At 72.8% G+C, this 21,114-nt stretch carries 21 protein-coding genes; 8 read left to right on the top strand and 13 right to left on the bottom strand.

The annotated features are described in order from the left end of the window. Positions 1-82: 82 nt before the first annotated feature. A complete protein-coding gene (locus BU204_RS14225) occupies positions 83-466 on the top strand; it encodes a VOC family protein (RefSeq protein WP_075126134.1) in 384 nt (127 codons plus the stop codon). A gap of 30 nt (positions 467-496) precedes the next feature. Here the strand turns inward: BU204_RS14225 and BU204_RS14220 are convergent, their stop codons facing one another. The 6 genes from BU204_RS14220 to BU204_RS14195 all read right to left on the bottom strand — a co-directional run bounded on the left by BU204_RS14220 (position 497) and on the right by BU204_RS14195 (position 5,637). Beyond that, the gene (locus tag BU204_RS14220) at positions 497-1,156 is read right to left on the bottom strand and encodes a response regulator (RefSeq protein ID WP_075126133.1); all 660 of its coding nucleotides are present in this window, start codon (positions 1,154-1,156) and stop codon (positions 497-499) included. After that, a complete protein-coding gene (locus BU204_RS14215; protein ID WP_075126205.1) occupies positions 1,153-2,145 on the bottom strand; it encodes a sensor histidine kinase in 993 nt (330 codons plus the stop codon). Before BU204_RS14215 ends, BU204_RS14220 begins: the two co-directional genes overlap by 4 nt. 5 nt (positions 2,146-2,150) lie before the next feature. Next, positions 2,151-3,578, bottom strand: a complete 1,428-nt coding sequence (locus BU204_RS14210) for a serine hydrolase domain-containing protein (RefSeq protein ID WP_075126132.1) — start codon at positions 3,576-3,578, stop codon at positions 2,151-2,153. A gap of 94 nt (positions 3,579-3,672) precedes the next feature. Beyond that, on the bottom strand, positions 3,673-4,401 hold the full coding sequence (locus BU204_RS14205; protein ID WP_075126131.1) for a VOC family protein: 729 nt from the start codon (positions 4,399-4,401) through the stop codon (positions 3,673-3,675). A gap of 55 nt (positions 4,402-4,456) precedes the next feature. Then, on the bottom strand, positions 4,457-5,227 hold the full coding sequence (locus BU204_RS14200; RefSeq protein WP_075126130.1) for a maleylpyruvate isomerase N-terminal domain-containing protein: 771 nt from the start codon (positions 5,225-5,227) through the stop codon (positions 4,457-4,459). Beyond that, positions 5,224-5,637: an SAV_6107 family HEPN domain-containing protein gene (locus BU204_RS14195; protein WP_075126129.1), complete on the bottom strand. Its 414-nt coding sequence runs from the start codon at positions 5,635-5,637 to the stop codon at positions 5,224-5,226. Before BU204_RS14195 ends, BU204_RS14200 begins: the two co-directional genes overlap by 4 nt. Positions 5,638-5,866: 229 nt before the next feature. Between BU204_RS14195 and BU204_RS14190 the strand changes: the two genes are divergently transcribed. Together BU204_RS14190 and BU204_RS14185 are read left to right on the top strand one after the other, a co-directional pair. Next, positions 5,867-6,388 carry a YbaK/EbsC family protein gene (locus BU204_RS14190; protein WP_075126128.1) on the top strand — a complete coding sequence of 174 codons (522 nt, stop codon included), beginning with the start codon at positions 5,867-5,869 and terminating at the stop codon, positions 6,386-6,388. Further along, on the top strand, positions 6,385-6,963 hold the full coding sequence (locus BU204_RS14185; protein WP_075126127.1) for a GNAT family N-acetyltransferase: 579 nt from the start codon (positions 6,385-6,387) through the stop codon (positions 6,961-6,963). Before BU204_RS14190 ends, BU204_RS14185 begins: the two co-directional genes overlap by 4 nt. Here the strand turns inward: BU204_RS14185 and BU204_RS14180 are convergent. Further along, complete coding sequence (locus BU204_RS14180; protein ID WP_075126126.1) at positions 6,960-8,618, bottom strand: DUF885 domain-containing protein; 1,659 nt, start codon at positions 8,616-8,618, stop codon at positions 6,960-6,962. The two genes, BU204_RS14185 and BU204_RS14180, sit on opposite strands and share 4 nt — an antisense overlap. Before the next feature lie 104 nt (positions 8,619-8,722). On the opposite strand from BU204_RS14180, the gene BU204_RS14175 reads away from it, so the two are divergent. Then, positions 8,723-9,379, top strand: a complete 657-nt coding sequence (locus BU204_RS14175) for a DUF3153 domain-containing protein (protein ID WP_075126125.1) — start codon at positions 8,723-8,725, stop codon at positions 9,377-9,379. On the opposite strand, the gene BU204_RS14170 is transcribed toward BU204_RS14175, so the two are convergent. Next, a complete protein-coding gene (locus tag BU204_RS14170; protein ID WP_075126124.1) occupies positions 9,376-10,275 on the bottom strand; it encodes a methylenetetrahydrofolate reductase in 900 nt (299 codons plus the stop codon). The genes BU204_RS14175 and BU204_RS14170 overlap by 4 nt on opposite strands. Before the next feature lie 96 nt (positions 10,276-10,371). Here BU204_RS14170 and BU204_RS14165 point away from each other — a divergent pair, with 96 nt between their 5' ends. Both BU204_RS14165 and BU204_RS14160 read left to right on the top strand, forming a co-directional pair. Beyond that, positions 10,372-11,478 carry a polyprenyl synthetase family protein gene (locus BU204_RS14165; protein WP_075126123.1) on the top strand — a complete coding sequence of 369 codons (1,107 nt, stop codon included), beginning with the start codon at positions 10,372-10,374 and terminating at the stop codon, positions 11,476-11,478. 137 nt (positions 11,479-11,615) lie between these two features. Further along, the gene (locus BU204_RS14160; protein WP_075126122.1) at positions 11,616-13,019 is read left to right on the top strand and encodes a hypothetical protein; all 1,404 of its coding nucleotides are present in this window, start codon (positions 11,616-11,618) and stop codon (positions 13,017-13,019) included. 55 nt (positions 13,020-13,074) lie between these two features. Here BU204_RS14160 and BU204_RS14155 read toward each other — a convergent pair whose 3' ends face one another. Continuing rightward, positions 13,075-13,443: an Rv2175c family DNA-binding protein gene (locus tag BU204_RS14155; protein ID WP_075126121.1), complete on the bottom strand. Its 369-nt coding sequence runs from the start codon at positions 13,441-13,443 to the stop codon at positions 13,075-13,077. Positions 13,444-13,558: 115 nt separating this feature from the next. Between BU204_RS14155 and BU204_RS14150 the strand changes: the two genes are divergently transcribed. Beyond that, on the top strand, positions 13,559-15,739 hold the full coding sequence (locus tag BU204_RS14150; protein WP_233160321.1) for a Stk1 family PASTA domain-containing Ser/Thr kinase: 2,181 nt from the start codon (positions 13,559-13,561) through the stop codon (positions 15,737-15,739). Between the two features lie 86 nt (positions 15,740-15,825). Then, positions 15,826-17,211 (top strand): class II 3-deoxy-7-phosphoheptulonate synthase, encoded by a 1,386-nt coding sequence (locus tag BU204_RS14145; protein WP_075126120.1) that lies wholly within the window; start codon positions 15,826-15,828, stop codon positions 17,209-17,211. A 49-nt stretch (positions 17,212-17,260) separates the two neighbouring features. On the opposite strand, the gene BU204_RS14140 is transcribed toward BU204_RS14145, so the two are convergent. From BU204_RS14140 to BU204_RS14125, 4 genes are all read right to left on the bottom strand, one after another. Continuing rightward, entirely contained in the window at positions 17,261-18,640 is a 1,380-nt protein-coding gene (locus BU204_RS14140) for an amidase (protein WP_075126119.1), read from the bottom strand. A gap of 26 nt (positions 18,641-18,666) precedes the next feature. After that, the gene (locus BU204_RS14135; protein WP_075126118.1) at positions 18,667-19,692 is read right to left on the bottom strand and encodes a 6-phosphofructokinase; all 1,026 of its coding nucleotides are present in this window, start codon (positions 19,690-19,692) and stop codon (positions 18,667-18,669) included. A gap of 98 nt (positions 19,693-19,790) precedes the next feature. Beyond that, positions 19,791-20,294, bottom strand: a complete 504-nt coding sequence (locus BU204_RS14130) for a polyadenylate-specific 3'-exoribonuclease AS (RefSeq protein WP_075126117.1) — start codon at positions 20,292-20,294, stop codon at positions 19,791-19,793. A 36-nt stretch (positions 20,295-20,330) separates the two neighbouring features. After that, positions 20,331-21,098: a lysophospholipid acyltransferase family protein gene (locus tag BU204_RS14125; RefSeq protein WP_075126116.1), complete on the bottom strand. Its 768-nt coding sequence runs from the start codon at positions 21,096-21,098 to the stop codon at positions 20,331-20,333. Positions 21,099-21,114: the final 16 nt, after the last annotated feature.

Raw genomic sequence — 21,114 nt, 5'->3', positions numbered from 1 at the left:
TCCTGGAGCCGGTTACGAACGTTCTGGTGCTCTGGCCGCGAATTCTGGCGCACCGAGCGGTGCTTCGGGCAAGCTCTCGCGCATGGTCTCGGTATTGCAGAACGTGGCGATCGACTGCGCGGATGCCTACGAGCTGGCCCGGTTCTGGAGCGAGGTGCTCGGCTGTCCCCTGGGTCGGGACGACAGGCCAGGTGATCCAGAGACCGAGGTGATGCTGCCGGAGGGCCCGCGGCTGCACTTCAACCAGGTGCCGGAACCGAAGACGATCAAGAACAGGGTGCACCTGTGCCTGCGTCCGGAGACCACGCGCGAGGACGAGGTCGAGCGGCTGCTGAACCTTGGGGCCACCCTCGTGGACGATCGCCGGGAACCCGATGGCGCTGGCTGGGTCGTCCTCGCGGACCCCGAGGGCAACGAGTTCTGCGTTCTCCGCAGTGCGGCCGACCGCGCGGCGATGTCTTCCTGAGGCTCCGACGCGTAGCGCCCGCGGTGGCGGTCAGCCGTTCGGGTGCGTGAGGCCGGCTTCGTGGGCGAGGATCGCGGCTTGGACGCGGTTGTCCAGGTCGAGCTGCGCCAGGATGGCGCTGACGTGGGTTTTCACGGTGCCTTCCGACACGAACAGCCTGTCGGCGATGTCCCTGTTGGACAGTCCACTACCGACGAGCGCCAGGACCTCGCGCGCCCGTGGGGTGAGCGACGCCGCCCGTTCGCGTGCGGTGGCGGATCTGGAGAGGGTGTTGCCGGTCAGATGGGTGATGACCTTCTGGGCGATCCGCGGGGACAGATATGCCGCCCCGTCGGCTACCGCGCGCACGCCGAGGATCAGCTCGCGCGGGTCGGCGGCCTTGAGCAGGAAGCCGCTGGCGCCCTGGTCGAGTGCTTCGGCGACGTACCCGTCCTCGTCGAACGTGGTCAGCATGACGACACCGACCTCCGGCAGCGTGGTCCGCAGCTCGGCCGCGGCGGCCAGCCCGTCGAGGCGGGGCATGCGGATGTCCAGCAGTACGACGTCGGGGCGGTGGGCGCAGGCCAGGTCGACCGCGGCACGCCCGTCCGCGGCCTCGGCGACCACCTCGATGCCGGGATCGGTGGCCAGGATGGCCTTCACCCCCGCCCGGACCATCGCCTCGTCGTCGGCCAGTACGACGCGGATCATCGGTTCTCCTCATGGTCGACCGGCAGGCGGGCCGTCACGGTGAACCCGCCGGCCCGGGGCCCGGCCGCCACCGTGCCGCCGAGGAGGCGGACCCGCTCGCGCAGACCGGCCACCCCGTTCCCGCCTCCGCCGCTGGTTGGCGCCGGCGCGTTGCCGGCGCTGTTGTCGACGGTGACGACGACCGTGCCAGCGGCGCGTTCGATGCGCACGAGCACCTCCGCGCCGGGAGCGTGCCGCGCGGCGTTGGTCAGCGACTCCTGCACCACCCGGTGCACGGCGCGGTCCACCAGCGACGGCAGGTTCGCCGACACACCGGACCCGGCGGCGGTGTGCTGGAGGGTGACGGTCATGCCGGCCGCACGCGCGCGACCGACCAGGTCCTCGACGGACTCGTCCGGTGGCTCGGTCGGGGCGGTGTCGGACGCGCGGAGCACGCCGATGGTGCGGCGGAGACGGTCGGTCGCGGTGACCGCGGACTCCCGCAACTCGGTGGCGGCCTGCCGGTTCCGGCCACTCAGGTCGTCGGCCAGCTCCAGCGCCCCGGCCCGCAGCGCGATCAGCGCCAGCTCGTGGCCGAGCGAGTCGTGCATGTCGGCGGCGATCCTGGCCCGTTCCTCGAGCGCGACGCGTTCGGCGAGAAGCCGCTGTTCCCGCTCGAGCTGGGCGATCCGGTCCCGGCCCACCGCCACCAGCTCGGCCTGCTGCCGCCGGAAGCGGCCGGCGAGCCACGGCAGCACGACGAAGACGCCGAGGACCAGCAAAGCACCGATTCCGGTCCAGAAGTCCAGAACGGTGACGACCACCCCGCCCAGTGCGACCGCACCCAGCAGCAGCCAGCCGCGTGCCACCGGCAGGTGGCGCCCGTGGAGGTAGGCGAGGACGGTCAGCACCACGAAGGCCAGCTGTCGCCACGGCGGGACCGCGTCCAGGCTCAACCCGTTGACCACCGCGCACCCCGCGATGGCCAACAGGACCGCGCCGTTCCTCACCGGGTTCACGCTACCGGCGCCAGCCTGACCAGCCGCGTCACGACCGTGGCCACCCCGGCCGCCGCCGCGACGACGACGGTGATGGTCAGCGGCGCGGCGAAGTAGGTGAGCTGGGCCCAGGTGACCCTGCGCCCGTTCATCAGGAACGAGACCAGGTCCGGGTAACCGGCCAGCACCAGCACCGGCAGCAGCGCCGGGACCAGGCGCAACCCGATCCGCCATCGGGGACTTCCGGCACGCCGTACCGCCCAGCGGCGCGCCCGCACCACCCCGAGCACCGCCAGCCCCACCCCGCCCAGCGCGAGCAGACCCAGCACGAGCTCGACCAGCTGCCGGTCACCGCCCGGGATCTCCGGCGAGCGACCGTCGCTCAGCGCGAGGAGCCCGCGCAGCACGTCGAAGGTGTCGTCGTGGAGTGCCGCGCTGTTGGCCATCACCGCGAAGCCGTAACCGGTGTCCGGGACGACCGCCGCGGAGGCGGTGTAGGTGAAGAGGTTGCCGCCGTGGGTGATCATCTCGACGCCGTCCACGGTCTGTTCGCCCCACCCCATGGCGTAGTTCTGCCCGTCGGGGGCCGTGTGCATGCTCCGCAGGCTTTCCGGCGTCACCAGCTGGGTGCCCTCGCCGCTCTGGCTCACCAGCCACTTGCCCATGTCGGCGGCGGTGGTGATGACACCGCCGGCGCCGTTGCCGTTGAGGAACGCGGGCAGCTCCGGCCGGGACACCCAGGCCCCGTACAGCGAGTTGTACCCCTCCGCCGGGTGGACGAGCCGGTCGCTGACCGCGCTGTCGGTCATGCCGAGCGGCGCGAAGACGTCGTCGGCCAGGTAGTCCGCGAAGCGCTGCCCGCTCGCGACCTCGACCACCCGGGCGGCCAGGTCGTAGTTGACGTTGCAGTACGCCCAACGGGAACCCGGTTCGGCGGCCAGCTCGCCGTCGGCCAGCGTGGCGACGTAGTCGGACAGCGACGTCGTCGACTGGGCCGCGTCGACGTCCACGGTCGTGTCGGACAGGCCGGAGGTCTGGTTGAGCAGCTGGCGCACCGTGATCCGGCCGGTGCGCTCGTCGGCCATGCGGAACTCCGGCAGCTGCGCGGCGACCGGCTCGTCGAGGGAAATCCTGCCGTCGTCGACCAGGGTCATCACGGCCATCGCGGTGAACGCCTTGCTCATCGACGCGATCCGCATGGGGGTGTGCTCGGTGATCGGTTCGCCGTCCGAGCCGTGCCCGTAGCCGGCGGCGTGCACGACCGTCTCGCCGTGGGTGACGACCACGGACAGGCCCGGGAGCCCGGTGGACTCCACGGCCTCCTCGAGGTAGGCGTCGACAGCCGCCGCGCTCAGCCCGGCGTCGGGTGCTGCCGCGTGCGCCGGACCAGCCGGGGCGAGGACCAGACCGGCAACCGCCAGCAACCCGGTGAAGGTGTGTCTCATGGCGACAAACGTAGAAACCGGCGGCACCGAAGTTGATCTGTCGACTGACCAGGATCACCCCCGACGAAAGTAGGAACCTACGGCCGGGGGGACATCACCGCGGGGTGAGCACGCAGAACTCGTTGTCCTCGGGGTCGGCCAGCACGGTCCAGGGCACGTCGCCCTGGCCGATGTCGGCGGGGCGGGCACCCAACGCGCTCAGGCGCTCGACCTCGACCGCGACCGCGCCGTCGGCGAACGGGGCGACGTCGAGGTGCACGCGGTTCTTCACCGCGTGTGGCTCGGCGGTGCGGACGAACTCCAGCCACGGACCCCGGCCGTCGGGGTCGCGTAAGGAGACCACCGCGCCGCTGGCTCGGGCGACCGGCCATCCCGTCGCCGCCGACCAGAACTCGGCCAGGCGCTCGGGTGCCAACGCGGCGGCGACGACCGCGGCCACCGCACCGGTGTCGGTGTACTCCGGCCGGGGCTCGAGCACGCAGAACTCGTTGCCCTCCGGGTCGGCCAGGACGAACCAGGGCACGTTGCGCTGCCCCACGTCCGCCCGCCGCGCACCGAGCGCGAGCGCGCGGTCGAGGATGGCCATCTGCTGGTCGGGCGAGGCGCTGGCCAGGTCCAGGTGGACCCGGTTCTTCACCGCCTTCGGCTCCTCGACCGGCACGAAGACCAGGTCCATCCGCCAGCCGTCGTCCTCCGGGGCGATCACGTCCACCTCGCCCGGCAACGAGCCCTCGGTCCGCCAGCCGAGCAGCTCGGACCAGAACCCGGCCAGCGCGTCCGGATCCGCGGCGTCGACGACCATGTTGACCAGTCGGGTGGGCATGCCCGAACGCTAACCGATCACACCGACAGTCCACGTGGTCGACAGCACCGCGTCGTCAGTGGGTCGCCAACCGCAGCAGGTGCCAGAGCTGCGCGATCCCCGCCCGGTCGCCGGCCGGGGTGACCGCGCGGATCGGACGCCGCCCCCACAGCCACAGGAACATCCCGGTGGGGTCGCTGGTCACGCTGGCGTCGACGCCCTCGATCTCGTCCTCGCCGGCCCGCCAGGCCGAGGTGCCCCCGGCGGACATGCTCGCGATCCACTGCTGCCCGCCCGCGACCACGGCAACCTGCCCGCGCCAGGAGTTCGCCACCCCCAGTACCCCGAGGCGGTGGGTGAACCAGAGCGAGAGGATCTCGTCCACCCCGTCCAGCGCGACGTCCTCGCTGATAGCGCCGACGGTCATGCCGGCGGCCGCCTGCTGCACGTCGATGCGGTGGATCGTGCTCTCGTGGGCCATCCGCCGGTACCAGAACCCGTAGGCCTGATGCAGCGGCCACCAGGTCGAGCAGGCCTCCTCGGGGTCGTGCTCGGCCAGCTGCTCGACCAGCGCCCGGTGCCCGGTGCGGAGGTAGTCCTCGAGCGTCTGACCGTCCTCCGGGGCGCGCTGCCACCGGGTGGGTTGGTGGCCGCCGGCGCGTACCCAGGCGACGACCATCCGGTAGACGCTGCCGACGTGCCGCACGGTGCCGCCGAGGGTCATCCCGGGCGCGTTCGGCACGGCGAGCGCGGGGTCCGCCCCGCCCGCCGACGACGCCAGCAGGTCTCCCTCCACGTCCAGCACCTCGAGCAGACGGCCGTAGTCGGCGAGTGCCCGTCCGGTCATGGTGTCGTGCCGCGGATCGCGCGCGCGACCAGCTCCAGGAACTGGCCGGTCTGGCGCACGAGGTCGTCCGCGGAGCGGGCGGTGACAGCGCGGGTGATGCCGGCCTGTACCGACGCGCGGGTGGCCGAGCAGGAGGCGAAGAACGCGGCCCACTCGCGCATCTCCGGCGCGACCGAGGCGAGCAGCGTCCACACGCTCATCGGCCGGGCCCTGGCCCGGTGCGGACGCCCGCGCATGGCCAGCAGCGCCGCCGCCGCCCGCAGGGCCGCCAGGTAGGCCTGGGCGAACCGCTGTGCGGCGTCGGACTCCACGGCCGCCTCGGTCAGTCCTCGTTCGGCCTGGACGAGCAGGGTGAGCGCGGACTCCGGCGCGTTCGACACCGGATCCCGATGGTCCAGAGTTGTGGTCACCTGACTCCTCCTCGCGGTCCGTGGGCGTCACTGCCGTGACGCGGTGCCGTGGGGAAGCCGGCGGTGCCCGGTGGTGAGGCGCTTCCCCCGCCCCACCACCGGACCTGTGCTCGAACGCATGTTCGAACGATTCGAGCTTAACTCCGTGTCTGGACAGACTCAACCTCGGCCCGGATTTCCGTCCGACTCGCCGTCCCGGCACCGGAGCGGGATGTGTTCTGATGAGCCCATGACCACCCCCGAACACCCCGCGATCAGCACGGTCTCGGCCGCCCTGCGCGAAGCGGGGCTCACCGCCGCCGCCGACGGAGTCCGCGTCCTGGCCGATGACGTGCGCACCGCGGCCGCCGCCGCGGCGGCCCTCGGCGTCCCGGTCGGCGCCATCGCGAACAGCCTGGTGTTCCGCGCCGTGCGGGGTGAGCAGGTGGTCCCCCTGCTCGCGCTGACCTCCGGCGCGCACCGCGCCGACACCGACCGGCTGGCCGAGCTGGCCGGGGCGGACCGGGTCGGCCGCGCCGACCCGGCGTTCGTGCGCGAGCACACCGGCCAGCCGATCGGCGGCGTCGCACCGGTCGGGCACGTCCGGCCCATCCGCACGCTGGTCGACCGGGCGCTGGCCGACCACGCCGTCGTGTGGGCCGCGGCGGGGCATCCCAAGGCGGTGTTTCCCACGACGTTCGACGAGCTCGTGGCGCTGACCGGGGGCGTGGCTGCGGACGTGGGGGCCGAGGAGGAGAATCGCGTGCCGTGACCGCCGTGCCACCCCGGGTCGAACGCTTCGTCGACCTCACCCAGGACGAGTTGCGTGTCCGGTTGTCCGAGGCGCTGTCGCTCTACGTCACGGCCATGCGCTACCCGGCGGGCACCGCGGAGCAGCGCGCCCCGATGTGGCTGGCGCACATGCTGCGTCCCGGCTGGTGCTGCGTGGCCGCGCTGGACACCGACGACAGCATGGTCGGGATCGCCTACGGCTACCGCGGGGCGAACGGCCAGTGGTGGCACGAGCAGGTGCGCCGCGGGATCGTCGAGCGCTCCGGCCCCGAGTACGCCGACATCTGGCTCGAGGACTACTTCGAGCTGACCGAGGTGCACGTGCGCCCCGCCGCGCAGGGCCGCGGCGTGGGCGAGGACCTGCTGCGCCGCCTGCTGTCCAGGGTCGACGCGAGCAGGGTCCTGCTGTCCACACCGGAAGGCCCGTCGCGGGCGTGGCGGCTGTACTACCGGATGGGGTTCACCGACGTCCTGCGCCACTACCGGTTCACCGGCGACCCCCGCCCGTTCGGCGTGCTCGGGCGCACGCTGCCGCTCGAGCAGCCCACTCCCTAGATCGCCGCCAGCCGCTCGCGCAGGGTGTCCAGGCCCATCTGGCCCATCCGCAGCGCCTGCATGTGGAACCGCCGGAGGTCGAAGTCGGGGCGCGACCTGGCGTCCTCCCGGGCGGACAGCCACAGTCGCTCGCCCAGCTTGTAGGAAGGGGCCTGGCCGGGCCAGCCGAGGTACCGGTCGATCTCGTCGCGCACCAGCGCCGCGTCGGTGACCGTCCGGGTGAGCATGAACTCCAGGCCGAGGTCCGGGGTCCATCGCTCGCCCTCGTGGAAGCCCGTGCCCCGGGGGATCTCGAGCTTCAGGTGCATGCCGATGTCCACGATCACCCGTGCCGCGCGGTACAGGGCCTCGTTGAGCATTCCGAGCAGGTTGCCGTCGTCGGACAGGTAGCCGAACTCGCGCATGAGGCGCTCGGCGTACAGCGCCCAGCCCTCGCTGTAGGCCGGCACCCAGGCGAGCAGTCGCTGGAACCGGTTCAGCCGGTCCGCGGCGTACTGCGTCGTCGCGATCTGCAGGTGGTGGCCGGGAACGCCCTCGTGGTAGACGGTGCTGACCTCGCGCCAGGTGGAGAACTCGTCCCGGTCCGGTGGCAGCGACCACCACATCGCGCCGGGGCGGGAGAAGTCGTCGGAGGGGTGGGTGTAGTAGGCCCCGGTGCCGCCGCCGGGCGGCGCGATCCGGCAGTCCAGCCGCATGATCTCGTCGGGGATGTCGAAGTGCGTGCCGCGCAGGTCGGTCAGCGCCCGGTCGGACAGCTCCTGCATCCAGTCGCGGAAGGCCGTCCGCCCCTGGACCCGGTACCGCGGGTCGGCGTCGAGTGTCTCGGCCGCCTCGGCGACGCCGGCGCCGGCCCTGATCCGGTTCGCGACCTCCTTCATCTCGCTCTCGATCCGGGTGAACTCGGCCCAGCCCCACTCGTAGGCCTCACGCTGGTCCAGCCGCGCGCCCAGGTACATCCGCGACCAGAGCCCGTAGACCTCCTCGCCGACGGCGTCCTCGGCCGGCGCCGCCGGCAGCAACTCCTCGCGCAGGAACACGGCCAGGTCGGCGTAGGCCGCGCTGGCCGCGGCGGCTCCGGCGTCGAGCTCGGCACGCACCTCGTCCGGCCCGCCGGCCGCGAACGACACGAAGAACGACTGCTCGGCGCCCTGCCCGGCCCAGTTCGAGCACTGCTCGGCGACCTTCGACACCTGGCGCACGGCGGCCACGTGCCCGTCGGCGGCGGCGTGCCGCAGGCCCTCGCGGTACCGGTCGACGGCCTCCGGCATGGCGGCCAACCGCCGGGCGATCGTGTGCCAGTCCTCGACGGTGTCCGCGGGCATCAGGTCGAACACCTGACGCAGGTCCTGCGCCGGGCTCGCCAGCACGTTCAGCGATCCGGTCGTCAGCCCGGCCTCGTACACCTCGAGCTCGATACCGAGCCGCTCGGCGAACACCGCCTTGGCGTCGCGCTCCCCCTCGTCGACCGGTTCGAGCGCCGCCACCTCCCGCAACGCCCGTGCCGCGAGCTCCGCGCGTGCGGCGTGCCCCTCGGGCGAGTAGTCCGGGAGCTGGTGGTCGAAGTCGCGGATGCCGAGCGCCGTCGCGACCGTGGGCTCGAGGGGGAGGTAGTCGTCCACGTAGGAGTCACAGACGCGGTGCACGGGAGTGTCCATATCGTCCGACGCTACCTGCCCGGTCAGCCGATTTTCCGGCTGGTGTTCGGCGGGACGGGCCCTGCTGGCAGGATGTCCGGGTGCGCCGAGACCACGTTCGCAGAGTGCTCGGACTCGCCGTGCTGCTCGGGTTCGCGATGATGTCGCTCACCGGCTGCCTGCGGATCCACGCGGCACTGGCCGTCTCCCAGGATGACGTGATCTCCGGCGAGCTGGTGGTCGCGGCGCTGCCGACCAGCCGCGAGGACAAGGGCCCGGTGTTGACCGTGCCGCCCGAGCTGTCGGACAAGGTGCGCACCGAGCCCTACACCGCCAACCGCTACGTCGGGCAGAAGGTCACGCTCTCCGGCATCCGGTTCGCCGACCTCACCGTGCTGGTCGAGTCGATCTCGACGGTCAAGCAGTACCGGCTCTCGTTCCGCCGCTCCGGCGACCTGGTCTCGCTCGCCGGCTCGGCCGACCTGACCCAGGTGCCGCCGGACAATGTGGACGTGCAGGTCAAGATCGCCTTCCCGGGCCGGATCACCCGGACCAACGGCGACAACACCGACGGCACGATCACCTGGACGCCGAAGCCGGGTGCGGTCACCGAGTTCAGCGCGACCAGCCAGTACGCCGACTCCGCCGGGGTGTCCTGGACCCAGTGGGTGGCGATGGTCGGCGGCGGCGCGGTGGTCGTGGCGCTGCTGGTGGTGCTGCTGGCGCTGTTCACCCACCGACGCAGCCTGCGGCTCGAACGAGCCCAGGCGGTGACCCGCTAGCCGACCGCGGTCGGCGACCGGCGGGGCAGCAGGCCGAGGCGGTCCACCATCTCCTTGGTCGCCTTCGCCCGGTTGAACGTGTAGAAGTGCAGGCCGGGAACGCCCTCGGCGAGCAGGCGCTCGCACAGCTCGGCGGTCACGTCCATCCCCTCGGCGCGGAACGCCGCGGGGTCCTCGGCCAGCGGGTCGAGGCGGGCGGCCAGCGCGGGGGGCACCGCGGCGCCGGACAGCTCGACGGTCTTGGCCAGGATGCGCGGCGTGGTCAGCGGCATCACCCCGGGCAGCAGCAGCGCGTCGCAGCCGCGGGCGGCGACCCGGTCCCGCATCCGCAGGAAGTCGTCGGCCTCGAAGAACAGCTGGGCGATCGCGAAGTCGGCCCCGGCGCGGAGCTTGCGGACGAGGAACTCGGTGTCGGTCTCCAGGTCGGCCGAGCGCGGGTGGCCGTAGGGGAAGGCGGACACCCCGACGCAGAAGTTCCCGAGCTCGCGGACGAGCCGGACGAGGTCCTCGGCGTACTCGAGGCCCTCCGGGTGCTTCACCCACTCGCCCATCACGTCGCCGGGCGGGTCCCCGCGCAGCGCGAGCACGTTGCGGATGCCCAGCGACGCGTACCAGCCGATGACGTTGCGCAGCTCGGCGACCGAGTGGTCCACGGCCGTCAGGTGCGCCATCGACACCAGGGTCGTCTCCTTGACGACTCGGCCCGTGGTCCGGATGGTCCGGTCACGGCTCGAGCCGCCCGCGCCGTAGGTCACCGAGACGAACGCCGGGTCCAGGCCCTCGAGCGACCGGATGGCGTTCCACAGCCGCTGCTCGTCCGCGTCGTCGCGCGGGGGCATGAACTCGACGGAGAACACGGGCCGGTCGCCCGGGATCCGATCCACCACCGAAGTCATGACCTCAGGGTAGTGAGGTCCCGCAAACGCGCGACCGGGTCCCAGAGCCCCGCTAGCCGCCCCCCGCTGGTATGCGAGTACGGGCGACACCCCACCATGGTCGCCGTGCCGACCACCGACAAGTCGATCGACGACGCCGTTCACCGGCACGTCGAGACCATCCTGGCCTCCTACCTCGCCGAACGCCGGGCCGAGCTTCCCGCCCTGGCCCGCACGTTCGCCCAGGCCGTCGACCACCTGTCGGACTTCGCGCTGCAAGGCGGCAAGCGGTTACGTCCGACCTTCGCCTGGTGGGGCTGGCGGGCGGCCGGCGGCGACCAGGACGGGCCGGCGGCGCGGGCCGTGCTGCGGGCGGTCTCCGCGCTCGAGCTCATCCAGGCGTGCGCGCTGGTGCACGACGACATCATGGACGACTCGGAGCTGCGCCGCGGTCACCCGACCGTGCACGTGCGGTTCACCCAGAAGCACCGGGCCGGATCCTGGCTCGGCGAGCCGGAGCGGTTCGGCACGGCCGCGGCGATCCTGCTCGGCGACCTGGCACTGGCCTGGGCCGACGACATGTTCGAGAGCGCCCCGCTGACCGGCCCGATGCGCGAGGCCGCCAGGGCGCCCTGGCAGGCGATGCGGGCGGAGATGTTCGCCGGGCAGTACCTGGACGTGTTGGCCCAGGCCGAGGGCGACGAGTCCGAGGAGCGGGCGCTGGGTGTCGCCCGGCTCAAGACTGCCGCCTACACCGTCGAGCGGCCGCTGCACCTGGGTGTCGCGCTCGCCGGCGCCGGCGAGGACGTCGTGGCGGCGGTGCGCACCTTCGGCACCGACATCGGGGTGGCCTTCCAGCTGCGCGACGACCTGCTCGGCGTGTACGGCGAGCCCGAGGTCACCGGCAAGCCGGCCGGTGACGACCTGCGCGAGGGCAAGCGGACCCTGCTCGTCGCGCTGGGCCTCACCTACGCCGACCGCGACGGTCACCGCGCCGGGGCGCAGCGGCTGCGCGCCGCCCTCGGCGACCCGGACCTGAGCGAGGACACGATCGCGCTGGTGCGCGAGCTGCTGGTCGAGGTGGGAGCGGTCGCGGAGCTGGAACGCCGGATCGAGCGGTTGACCGCCACGGCCATGAGCGCGCTGGACGCCGCCGGCCTAGCCGAACCGGGCGTGACCCGGCTCGCCGACCTGGCCGTGGCCGCGACCCGCCGGGACCGGTAGGCGCGTCCTCCGACCGGGGCGGCTTCGCCGATTCGTAGTGAAGCCGCCCGGCATTCCGACGTCCGGAGTTGGGATACTCCTTACGCGGAGCGGGAGGGCAGGCGTCGCCGGGCGCGGCGGGCCGGAGGGGGAGTCACATGCGGTCACGACGGCTGGCGGTCCTGCTGGTCTCGCCGATGCTGGTGCTGGCGGGCTGCACCACCGCGGTCGCCGGGGACCCGGCGGCCACCGACATCCGCCCGTTGACCGTGGCGCAGGCCGCCGCGCAGTCGCTGGTCGACTTCGGCGAGGCGGGCGCGGTGCACTACAAGGGCACACTGCTCGCCGCCGACGGCGCGGAGCTGGCCGTCGAGCTGGACGCGCTGCCGACCGGCGAGGTCGCCGGCACGGTCACCGTGGACGACCTGCCGGCGACGGTCACCGTCGTCGGCGACACCCTGTACCTCAAGGGCGACGGCCCGTTCTGGGGCGCGCTCTCGGCCCGGTTCGGCGTCGCCGGCGGTGACGGCGGTGCGCTCGCCAGCCGCTGGGTGAAGCTGCCGACCTCGCTGGTCGGCGTCGAGTTCGGCGAGGTGTTCCTGCCAGAGGTGCTCGGCCAGGCCGCCGGAGCCGCCACCGAGCAGGGCGGCGGCGGGGACCTCGCCGCGAGCCCGAAGGAAACGGTCGGCGGCACCGAGGCCTACGTCGTCGACGTCGAGGGCGGCACCGTCTACCTGGCCACCGCGGCGCCGCACGGTGTGCTGCGGCTCGAGCTCGACCAGGTCGGCAGCACGGAGAACACGGCGGTGAGCGAGGTCGTGCTGGACGTGGCCGACGCCTCGCCGCGGGCGCCGACCCTGTACCGGGACCTCAACCAGCGTGCCTCCAGCGAGTTGACCTCGGCTGTGGACGCGCTGACCGCTGTCGAGCAGGGTGCGCACCGGTTCGAGGCGTGCGGCGCGCCCAGCTGCACGTTGGTCGTCGACATCAGGAACACCGGCAAGACCGCGGTCCGGGTGCACCTGCGGGCCGACTGGACCGGCGACGACGAGCCGCTGGGCAGCTGCGAGGCCAAGGTGGGCCCGATGGCCCCGGGCGCGGCCGGCACGATCGGCTGTACCATCGCCACGCCCGAGTGGGTGAGCTTCTACCAGCGGGCGAACTCGGTTCCGGGCACCCACCCCTACGGCGCCCAGTGGTCCGCGCTGGTCCTGGCCGACCCGCCGGACGTGGCCGACCTCAAGCTGGCGGCGAACGCGAAGCCGGCCGCCCCGGACGGCTCGCGGACCGAGGGCAGCCACGCCGTCTACCAGATCTCGCACGCCGGGACCGTGTGGAAGTACGGCGTGGTGGCCAACCGGTACCTGCGTGAGCACGTCGACGGCCAGCTGCGCGGCTGCCTCGCCGCGACCCGCTCGGCCTGCACCGGCTCCCCGGTGACCGTGGCCGACGACCCCGCCTCCGCGCACGCACTGGTCGCGCAGCTGGTGACCACGTTCAAAGACGAGCACGGCAGCTGCCCGACCGGTCAGTGGGTGGGCTGTACCGGGGCCGCGAAGTAGGCGCGGCGCGGCCACGGGCTCACCGCACGGGCGAGTCCGCCGCTCGTTCCCCCGGCTACAGCGCCAGCGCCTGTGCGCGCCGCTTGACCTCACGCCCGCCCGTCGCGCGCAGCGCGTCGATCGGGCGGCCGGGGAGCGTGTCGTCCGCCGTGAACAGCCAGCGGACCATCTCCTCCTGGGTGAAGCCGGCGTCGGCGAGCACCGTGATGGTGCCGGGGAGGCCCTTGACGATCGTGCCCTCGTCGGTGATGAACTCGGCGGGGACGCCCAGCACGCCGTCGCGACGGACCGCGACCAGCTGCCCGTCCCGCAAGGCCTGCCGAACCTTGGTGACCGGCAGGCCGAGCCGATCCGCCACCACGGGCAGTGTCAGCACCTCAACCTGCGGATCGAGCACGTCGTCAGTGGAGGGTGTCGCACTCACACTGCAACGATGCCACATCGCGGGGCGCCGCGCCGGGGTGATTTTCCGCCACTCGCCAGGCTTCGAATCGCCGGGTCGGCCACGCGACGCGGCCTCCCTCCGTACCATCACGAGCGTGGACGAAAGGGGAGCCGGCCTGATCGGGGCACTGCTCGAACAGCGCTACCGGGTGGACGCGCTGCTCGCGCACGGCGGCATGTCGTCGGTCTACCGGGGCCTGGACACCCGGCTGGACCGCCGGGTCGCGATCAAGGTGATGGACTCGCGCTTCGCCGACGACCGCTCCTTCGTCGACCGCTTCGAGCGGGAGGCCAGGTCGGCCGCCAAGATCCACCATCCGAACGTGGTGGCCGTGCACGACCAGGGGGTGGACCGCAGCCCCGGCGGGGACCTCGTCTACCTGGTGATGGAGCTGGTCGACGGCGGCACGCTGCGGGACCTGATCTCCGCGCGCGGAGCCCTGGACATCCCGCTGGCCTTCGCGATCATCGAGCCGGTGCTCGCCGCGCTCGCCGCCGCGCACCGGGTCGGGCTCGTGCACCGCGACGTCAAGCCGGAGAACGTGCTGATCGGCCACGAGGGGGAACGCGGTACGACGGTCAAGGTCGGCGACTTCGGCCTGGTCCGGGCCGTGGCGAGCGCCGGCACCACCAGCTCGAGCGTCATCCTGGGCACCGTCGCGTACCTGTCCCCCGAGCAGGTCACCACCGGCAACGCCTCCGCCCGCGGCGACGTGTACTCCGCCGGGATCCTGCTCTACGAGATGCTCACCGGCCTCACCCCCTACACCGGCGACAACCCGCTCTCCATCGCCTATCGACACGTCAACGACGACATACCGGCACCCAGCATGACCGTCGCCGGGCTGCCGCCCGCGCTCGACGAGCTCGTGGTCCGCGCGACCCGCCGGGACGCCTCGGCCCGTCCCGCCGACGGCGCCACGTTCCTGGCCGAGGTGCAGAGCCTGCGCGCCCGGCTGGCCGTCCCGCGCGTCGGCATCCCGGTGCCGGCACCGACGCTGGCCGACCGCACGATGCCGGTGGCCCCGATGGAGCTGCGCCGGGCCCAGGCCTGGAGCCCACCCGACTCCACCACCGCCACCAAGCTGAACCTGGCCGACCTGACCCAGCCGGCCACCCCCGCCGTGGCTCTGCCCACCCCACTGCCAACCCCACCGCCCACCCCGGTGCCCTCCGGCGCGGGTGTGAACGCCACGATCGTCCGGCAGGTGCCGGCGGGGTTCACCGCGGCCGGCCCGCAGGGCACCCGGGCGATGCTGCGGACCGACCTCGACCGGCTCGCCCCCCAGGAGGTCGGCCCGCCCAGCCTGGGTCTCCCGATGGCCGGTCCGGTGCCCCCGCCCCGCCGCACCCCGCCGGCCACCCCCGGTCGCGGCACGGCCGCGCCGGCGCCGCGTGCCCGACGCGGCACGCTCGTGCTGTGGAGCCTGGTCACCGTGCTGGTCCTGGCCATCGCCGGAAGTGTGACGTGGTGGTTCGTGGACGGCCGGTGGTCGACCGTGCCGGAGGTCGCGGGCCGGAGCACCGAGGAGGCCCAGAAGCTGCTGCTCGACAGCGACCTGCGTGCGGAGCTGCGGCGGGTGCCGGACAACGAGGTCGCGGCCGGGGTCGCGATCCGGACCGAGCCGGACCGGGGTGCGGACGTGCTGCGTGGCGAGCCGGTGACGCTCGTTGTGTCCTCCGGGCGACCCAAGGTGCCCGACGTGCGGGCCGGAACCAGCGTGGCGGCGGCCGAGGAGGCCATCCGGGGCGCCCAGCTCCAGCCCGGGCTCGACGACGGGATCAACGAGTACAGCGACGAGGTGGACAAGGGCAAGGTCGTCCGGCTCGACCCGGAGCCGGGCACGGAGCTGAAGCTGGGCGAGCGGGTCGAGATCGTGGTCAGCAAGGGCCCGGAGCCCAAGCCGGTGCCCGACCTGCGCGGCAAGACCCGCGAGGAGGCCTTCGCCGAGCTGGAGTCGCTCGGCTACGCCCCGTTCGACCTGGGCAAGGAGTTCGACGAGGACATCGACGGCGGCCGGGTGGTGCGCACCGACCCCTCGTCCGGCAACGTCCCGGAGGGCGACAAGCGGGTCGGCGTGGTGCTCTCCGACGCGGTGACCGTGCCCGACGTCGGCGGTCGCAACGCCGAGGAGGCGAGCGACATCCTCGCCAGCGCCGGGCTGCAGGCCGAGGTGCAGGCCTTCGGCGGGACCGGTCGGGTGTTCGGGCAGAACCCACCCCCGGGCAGCCGCGTGCAGTCCGGCTCGCGCGTGGTCATCTTCACCCTCCCCTGATCGTTCTCGCACTCGGCTCGGGAACGAGTGGGTGACGGCGTCCCTGCGCACGAGGAGACGGTGGCCGCCCCCGATACGCTTAGGTCGTGAACTGGACTGTCGACGTCCCGGTGGACACCCTCCCCGAACTGCCGCCGCTGCCCCAGGGCATGCGGACGCGGTTGGACGACGCACTGACTCGGCCCGCCGCCCAGCAGCCCGAGTGGCCCGACCCGGAGCAGGTGCGCCAGGTGCGCACGGTGCTCGAGAGCGTGCCCCCCATCACCGTCCCCAACGAGATCGACCGGCTGCGGGACAAGCTCGCCGAGGTGGCCCGCGGCGAGGCCTTCCTGCTCCAGGGGGGCGACTGCGCCGAGACGTTCGTGGACAACACCGAGCCGCACATCCGGGGCAACATCCGCACGCTGCTGCAGATGGCGATCGTGCTGACCTACGGCGCGAGCATGCCGGTGGTGAAGGTCGGCCGGATGGCCGGGCAGTACGCCAAGCCGCGCTCGAACGCGGTCGACGCGCTGGGTCTGCCGGTCTACCGCGGTGACATCATCAACTCGCTGGTGCCCACGCCCGAGGCGCGCCGGCCCGACCCGGGCCGGATGATCCGCGCCTACGCCAACGCCGGTGCCGCGATGAACCTCATGCGCGCGCTGACCGCGGCCGGCATGGCCGACCTGACCAAGGTGCACGAGTGGAACAAGGACTTCGTGCGGAACTCGGCGGCCGGTGAGCGGTACGAGGCGCTGGCCACCGAGATCGACCGCGGGCTGCGCTTCATGGCCGCCTGCGGCGTCGAGGACTACTCGCTGCACTCCACCGAGATCTTCGCCAGCCACGAGGCGCTGCTGCTGGACTACGAGCGCGCCATGCTCCGGCTGGACACCAGGGCCGAGCCGCGGCTCTACGACCTGTCCGCGCACTTCCTGTGGATCGGCGAGCGCACCCGGCAGCTGGACGGTGCCCACATCGCCTTCGCCGAGCTGCTGTCCAACCCGATCGGCGTGAAGATCGGCCCGTCCACGACGCCGGAGATAGCCGTCGAGTACGTCGAGCGGCTCGACCCGCACAACACGCCGGGCCGGCTCACGCTGATCAGCCGGATGGGCAACGGCAAGGTGCGCGAGGCGCTGCCGCCGATCGTGGAGAAGGTCACCGCCTCCGGGCACCAGGTGATCTGGCAGTGCGACCCGATGCACGGCAACACCCACGAGTCCCCGACCGGGTACAAGACCCGGCACTTCGACCGCATCGTGGACGAGGTGCAGGGCTTCTTCGAGGTGCACCGCCGGATCGGCACCCACCCCGGCGGCATCCACGTGGAGCTCACCGGTGAGGACGTCACCGAGTGCCTCGGCGGGGCGCAGGACATCTCCGACGCCGACCTGAACAGCCGCTACGAGACGGCCTGCGACCCGCGGCTGAACACCCAGCAGAGCCTGGAGCTCGCGTTCCTCGTCGCGGAGATGCTGCGGTCGTAGCGGGATCACGGGGCGGCCGGGGCGGGGTGCCCCGGCCGCGACGGACGGCTCAGATGTCGGGCCGGTCGTCGGCCCACGGGTGGGCGTGCTCGATCTGGCCGGCGAGCGAGAGCAGGAGGTGCTCGCCGAAGGCCGGGCCGACGAGCTGCACGCCGATCGGCAGGCCGATCGAGTCGCGGCCGGCGGGGACGGCGGCGACCGGGTAGCCGAGCACGTTCCAGGTCGGGTAGTAGGGGATGCCGGCGGACACGGCGCTGAGCGTGTGGGCCGCGCCGCTGCCGTGGAAGCGGCCGATCCTCGGCTGCCGACCGGTCCAGCCGGGCTGCAGCAGCACGTCGAAGTCCTGGAAGAACGTGCGCATGACCGCGTCGAGGTCGGCCTCGGCGGCCCGCGTCCTGGCCAGCACGCGGTCGGGGACCCGGCGGCCGAGGGTGGCGATCCGGCGGGTGCGCGGCTCGAGCCACTCCGGATGCGGCAGCTGGGCCACGTCGTCGGCGACGCCGCGCAGGTAGCGGACCATGAACTGCGAGCTCGGCCGGGTGCCCAGCGGCGGGTCGGCCTCGGTCACCTCGTGGCCGAGCGCCCGGAGCCGCTCGGCGGTCTCCAGCACGGCCTGCTTCCGCTCGGCCTGGATGCGCGGCCTGCCCAGCGGGGTCCGCCACGACAGCGCGATCCGCAGCGGTCCCGGCGCGGCGTCGACCGAGTCGCGGTAGAGGCCGCCGGGATGGTCCTCGTCGGCGATGACGTCGAGCATCGCGGCGGCGTCGGCCACCCGCCGGCCGAGCGGACCGACCACGGCGAGCCCGTGCCAGTGCTCCTCCTCGCCCATGTCGATCAGCCCTCGGGTGGTCTTGAGACCGAACAGGCCGCAGAAGTTGGCCGGGACGCGCACCGATCCCCCGCCGTCGGAGCCGGTCGCCACGCCGACCACCCCCGCGGCGACCGCGGCCGCCGAACCGCCGGACGAGCCGCCGGGGGTGTGGTCGAGGTGCCACGGGTTGCGCGTCGCCCCGTTGGTCAACGACTCGGTGAACGGCCAGAGGCAGCGGTCGGGGGTCTGGGTGTGCCCGACGATCACCGCCCCGGCGGCCCGTAACCGGGCCACGGTCGGCGCGTCCTGCTCGGCCGGCGCGAACTGCGGGCGCCCGCCCATGGCCGTGACGTCGCCGACGACGTCGAGGTCGTCCTTGACCGCGACCGGCACGCCGAGCAGCGGCGTGCGCTCGCCGGCGTCGAGGCGCCGCTGGGCCGCGGCGGCGGCCTCGCGGGCGGCCTCGGGGTAGCGCACCCGGAACAGGTTCAGCCGCGGGTCCACGGCGTCGGCGCGGCGCAGCACCGCCTCGAGCAGGTCGGGTGCCGAGACGGTGCCGTCGCGTAACGCCTGCGCCTGCGCGTCGGCACCGGCCCAGAGCAGCTGATCCAGATCCATGCGGGAGACCTTAGCCCGCGCGGGGGTCAGCCGAAGAAGACCTCGGCCTCGGCGTAGCGCTCGACCGGGACGGTCTTCAGCTCGGCGGTGGCCTCGGCGAGCTTCACCCGCACGATGTCGGTGCCGCGCAGCGCGACCATCACGCCGAAGTCGCCGTCCTGGACGGCGTCCACGGCGTGCAGGCCGAACCGGGTGGCGAGCACGCGGTCGTAGGCGGTCGGGGTGCCGCCACGCTGGGTGTGGCCGAGCACGACCGCACGGGACTCCTTGCCCGTGCGCCGCGCGATCTCCTCGGCGAGCCAGGTGCCGATGCCGCCCAGCCGGACGTGACCGAACGCGTCCTTCTCGCCGGTGAGCAGCTTCTCCTCGCCGCCCTCGGGCAGCGCGCCCTCGGCCACGACGATGATCGGGGCGTACTCGCGCTCGAACCGGCGCTGCACCCACTCGACGACCTGGTCCACCGAGAAGTGCCGCTCGGGCACGAGGATCACGTTCGCCCCGCCGGCGAGGCCGGAGTGCAGCGCGATCCAGCCGGCGTGGCGGCCCATGACCTCGACGACCAGGGCCCGGTGGTGCGACTCGGCGGTGGTGCGCAGCCGGTCGATGGCCTCGGTGGCGATGTGCACCGCCGTGTCGAAGCCGAAGGTGTAGTCGGTGGCACCCAGGTCGTTGTCGATGGTCTTCGGGACGCCGACCACGCCCACACCGTCGTCGGTGAGCCGCTTGGCCACGCCGAGGGTGTCCTCGCCGCCGATCGCGACCAGCGCGTCGACGCCGTGCTCGGCGAGCGTCGCCTTGATCCGCTCGACGCCGTTGTCGACCTTGTACGGGTTCGTCCGCGAGGAGCCGAGGATCGTGCCGCCGCGGGTCAGGATGTCCTCGACGTCGTCCAGGCCGATCGGCTTGACCAGACCTTCGATGGGTCCGAGCCAGCCGTTGCGGAAGCCCACGGTCTCCCAGCCGTGCGCCTCGATGCCCTTGCGAACCACGGCCCTGATGACCGCGTTGAGTCCTGGGCAGTCACCGCCACCAGTGAGCAAGCCAACGCGCATGTGCTCGATCCTCCATCCGGCCGCTTGAGTTGAGGTCGTACCCGAGTTTTCCGCCCGTAGCGTGCCATCCTCTGGATCGGTGCAGCAACCGGCCTCCGCTAACGCGTCGGGAAGCCGCGCCGCACCCATTCGGCCTCGATGACCTTCCACCGGGCGAGGTTGTGCCGGGCGTCGGCGAGCGCGTCGTGTGCGTCCCGCGGCGGGGTCGGGAGCACGGGTTTCCCGACGTCCTCCCACCGCTGGCGCAGCTCGCGGGTGAACCGGGGCAGCTCGCGGGGCAGTGCCGGCATGTCGCCCCAGAGCTGGGCGAGGGCGACGTGGTCGTAGGCCGCGAACCACGCCCACAGCTCGACCTTGTCCCGACCTCGGTTCAAGAAGTTCAGCAGCCGTTCACGCATCGTCCTCCGGTCGCACCACGCGGGGTCGGCCGGCGGGGGCAGCTTGTCCAGCACGTGCTCGCGCACCCACGGTCCGGCCCGTCCCGGGTCGAACTCCGTGGACACGGCGTAGAACTCACGCCCGTCCTCGTCGACGACACCGATCGACACGAGGTCGATCGTCTTTCCGTCCTCGATGAACTCGGTGTCGTAGAAGAACCGCACCGGTCGAGCCTAGAGGTAGGTCCGCGGCGCCCTGGCTCAGCCCGCTTCGGTCTCCGGGATGCGGTCGGCCTCCGGCGCGGTCCGCCGCTGCTGGGTGGGCAGGGTCGGCGGGCTGATGTCGCCCTGGGTGGCGAGCAGCTCCTTGGCCTTGGCCGCGTAGATGTCGACGTACTCCTGGCCGGAGAGCTCCATCAGCGCGTACATGATCTCGTCGGTGATCGAGCGCTCGACGAACCGGTCGCCGGCCAGCCCCTCGTAGCGGGAGAAGTCCATCGGCCGGCCGATCTTGATCCGGATCTTGTGCGGGCGCCACATCTTCGAACCGATCGGGTTGGCCTTGTCGGTGTCGAACATCGCGACCGGCACCACCGGGACGCGGGCCTCGAGCACCATTCGGGCCAGCCCGGTCTTGCCCTTGTAGAGGCGCCCGTCCGGAGAGCGGGTGCCCTCCGGGTAGATGCCGAGCAGGTGTCCCTCGCGCAGCAGCCGCGTCCCGGTGTCGAGCGCGGCCTGCGCGGCGGCGCCGCCGGAGCGGTCGATCGGGATCTGCCCCATCCCCGTGAAGAACCACTTCTTCAGCCGCCCCTTCAGCCCGGGCTGGGTGAAGTACTCGAGCTTCGCCGGGAACGTGACCCGCCGCCTGAGCATGAGCGGCAGGAAGAACGAGTCCGCGACCGCGAGGTGGTTGCTCGCCAGCATCGCACCGCCGCTGGCCGGCACGTTCTCCTCACCCTCGATCTCGGGGCGGAAGAACAGGCGCAGCAGCGGCCCGAGGAACACATGCTTTATCAACCAGTACAGCACCGCTATCCGCGCCTCC

The sequence above is a fragment of the Actinophytocola xanthii genome, from assembly GCF_001921205.1.
Classification (GTDB): domain Bacteria; phylum Actinomycetota; class Actinomycetes; order Mycobacteriales; family Pseudonocardiaceae; genus Actinophytocola; species Actinophytocola xanthii.
The sequence above is the reverse complement of the archived record's forward strand: the minus strand, read 5'-3'. Positions and strand labels throughout refer to the sequence as shown.

Coding starts and splice junctions, on each gene's coding strand:
- BU204_RS14135 (WP_075126118.1), bottom strand. CDS start 19,692: ATGCGCGTTGGCTTGCTCACTGGTGGCGGTGACTGCCCAGGACTCAAC.
- BU204_RS14205 (WP_075126131.1), bottom strand. CDS start 4,401: ATGCCCACCCGACTGGTCAACATGGTCGTCGACGCCGCGGATCCGGAC.
- BU204_RS14140 (WP_075126119.1), bottom strand. CDS start 18,640: ATGGATCTGGATCAGCTGCTCTGGGCCGGTGCCGACGCGCAGGCGCAG.
- BU204_RS14220 (WP_075126133.1), bottom strand. CDS start 1,156: ATGATCCGCGTCGTACTGGCCGACGACGAGGCGATGGTCCGGGCGGGG.
- BU204_RS14160 (WP_075126122.1), top strand. CDS start 11,616: ATGCGGTCACGACGGCTGGCGGTCCTGCTGGTCTCGCCGATGCTGGTG.
- BU204_RS14165 (WP_075126123.1), top strand. CDS start 10,372: ATGGTCGCCGTGCCGACCACCGACAAGTCGATCGACGACGCCGTTCAC.
- BU204_RS14180 (WP_075126126.1), bottom strand. CDS start 8,618: ATGGACACTCCCGTGCACCGCGTCTGTGACTCCTACGTGGACGACTAC.
- BU204_RS14210 (WP_075126132.1), bottom strand. CDS start 3,578: ATGAGACACACCTTCACCGGGTTGCTGGCGGTTGCCGGTCTGGTCCTC.
- BU204_RS14225 (WP_075126134.1), top strand. CDS start 83: ATGGTCTCGGTATTGCAGAACGTGGCGATCGACTGCGCGGATGCCTAC.
- BU204_RS14200 (WP_075126130.1), bottom strand. CDS start 5,227: ATGACCGGACGGGCACTCGCCGACTACGGCCGTCTGCTCGAGGTGCTG.
- BU204_RS14190 (WP_075126128.1), top strand. CDS start 5,867: ATGACCACCCCCGAACACCCCGCGATCAGCACGGTCTCGGCCGCCCTG.
- BU204_RS14170 (WP_075126124.1), bottom strand. CDS start 10,275: ATGACTTCGGTGGTGGATCGGATCCCGGGCGACCGGCCCGTGTTCTCC.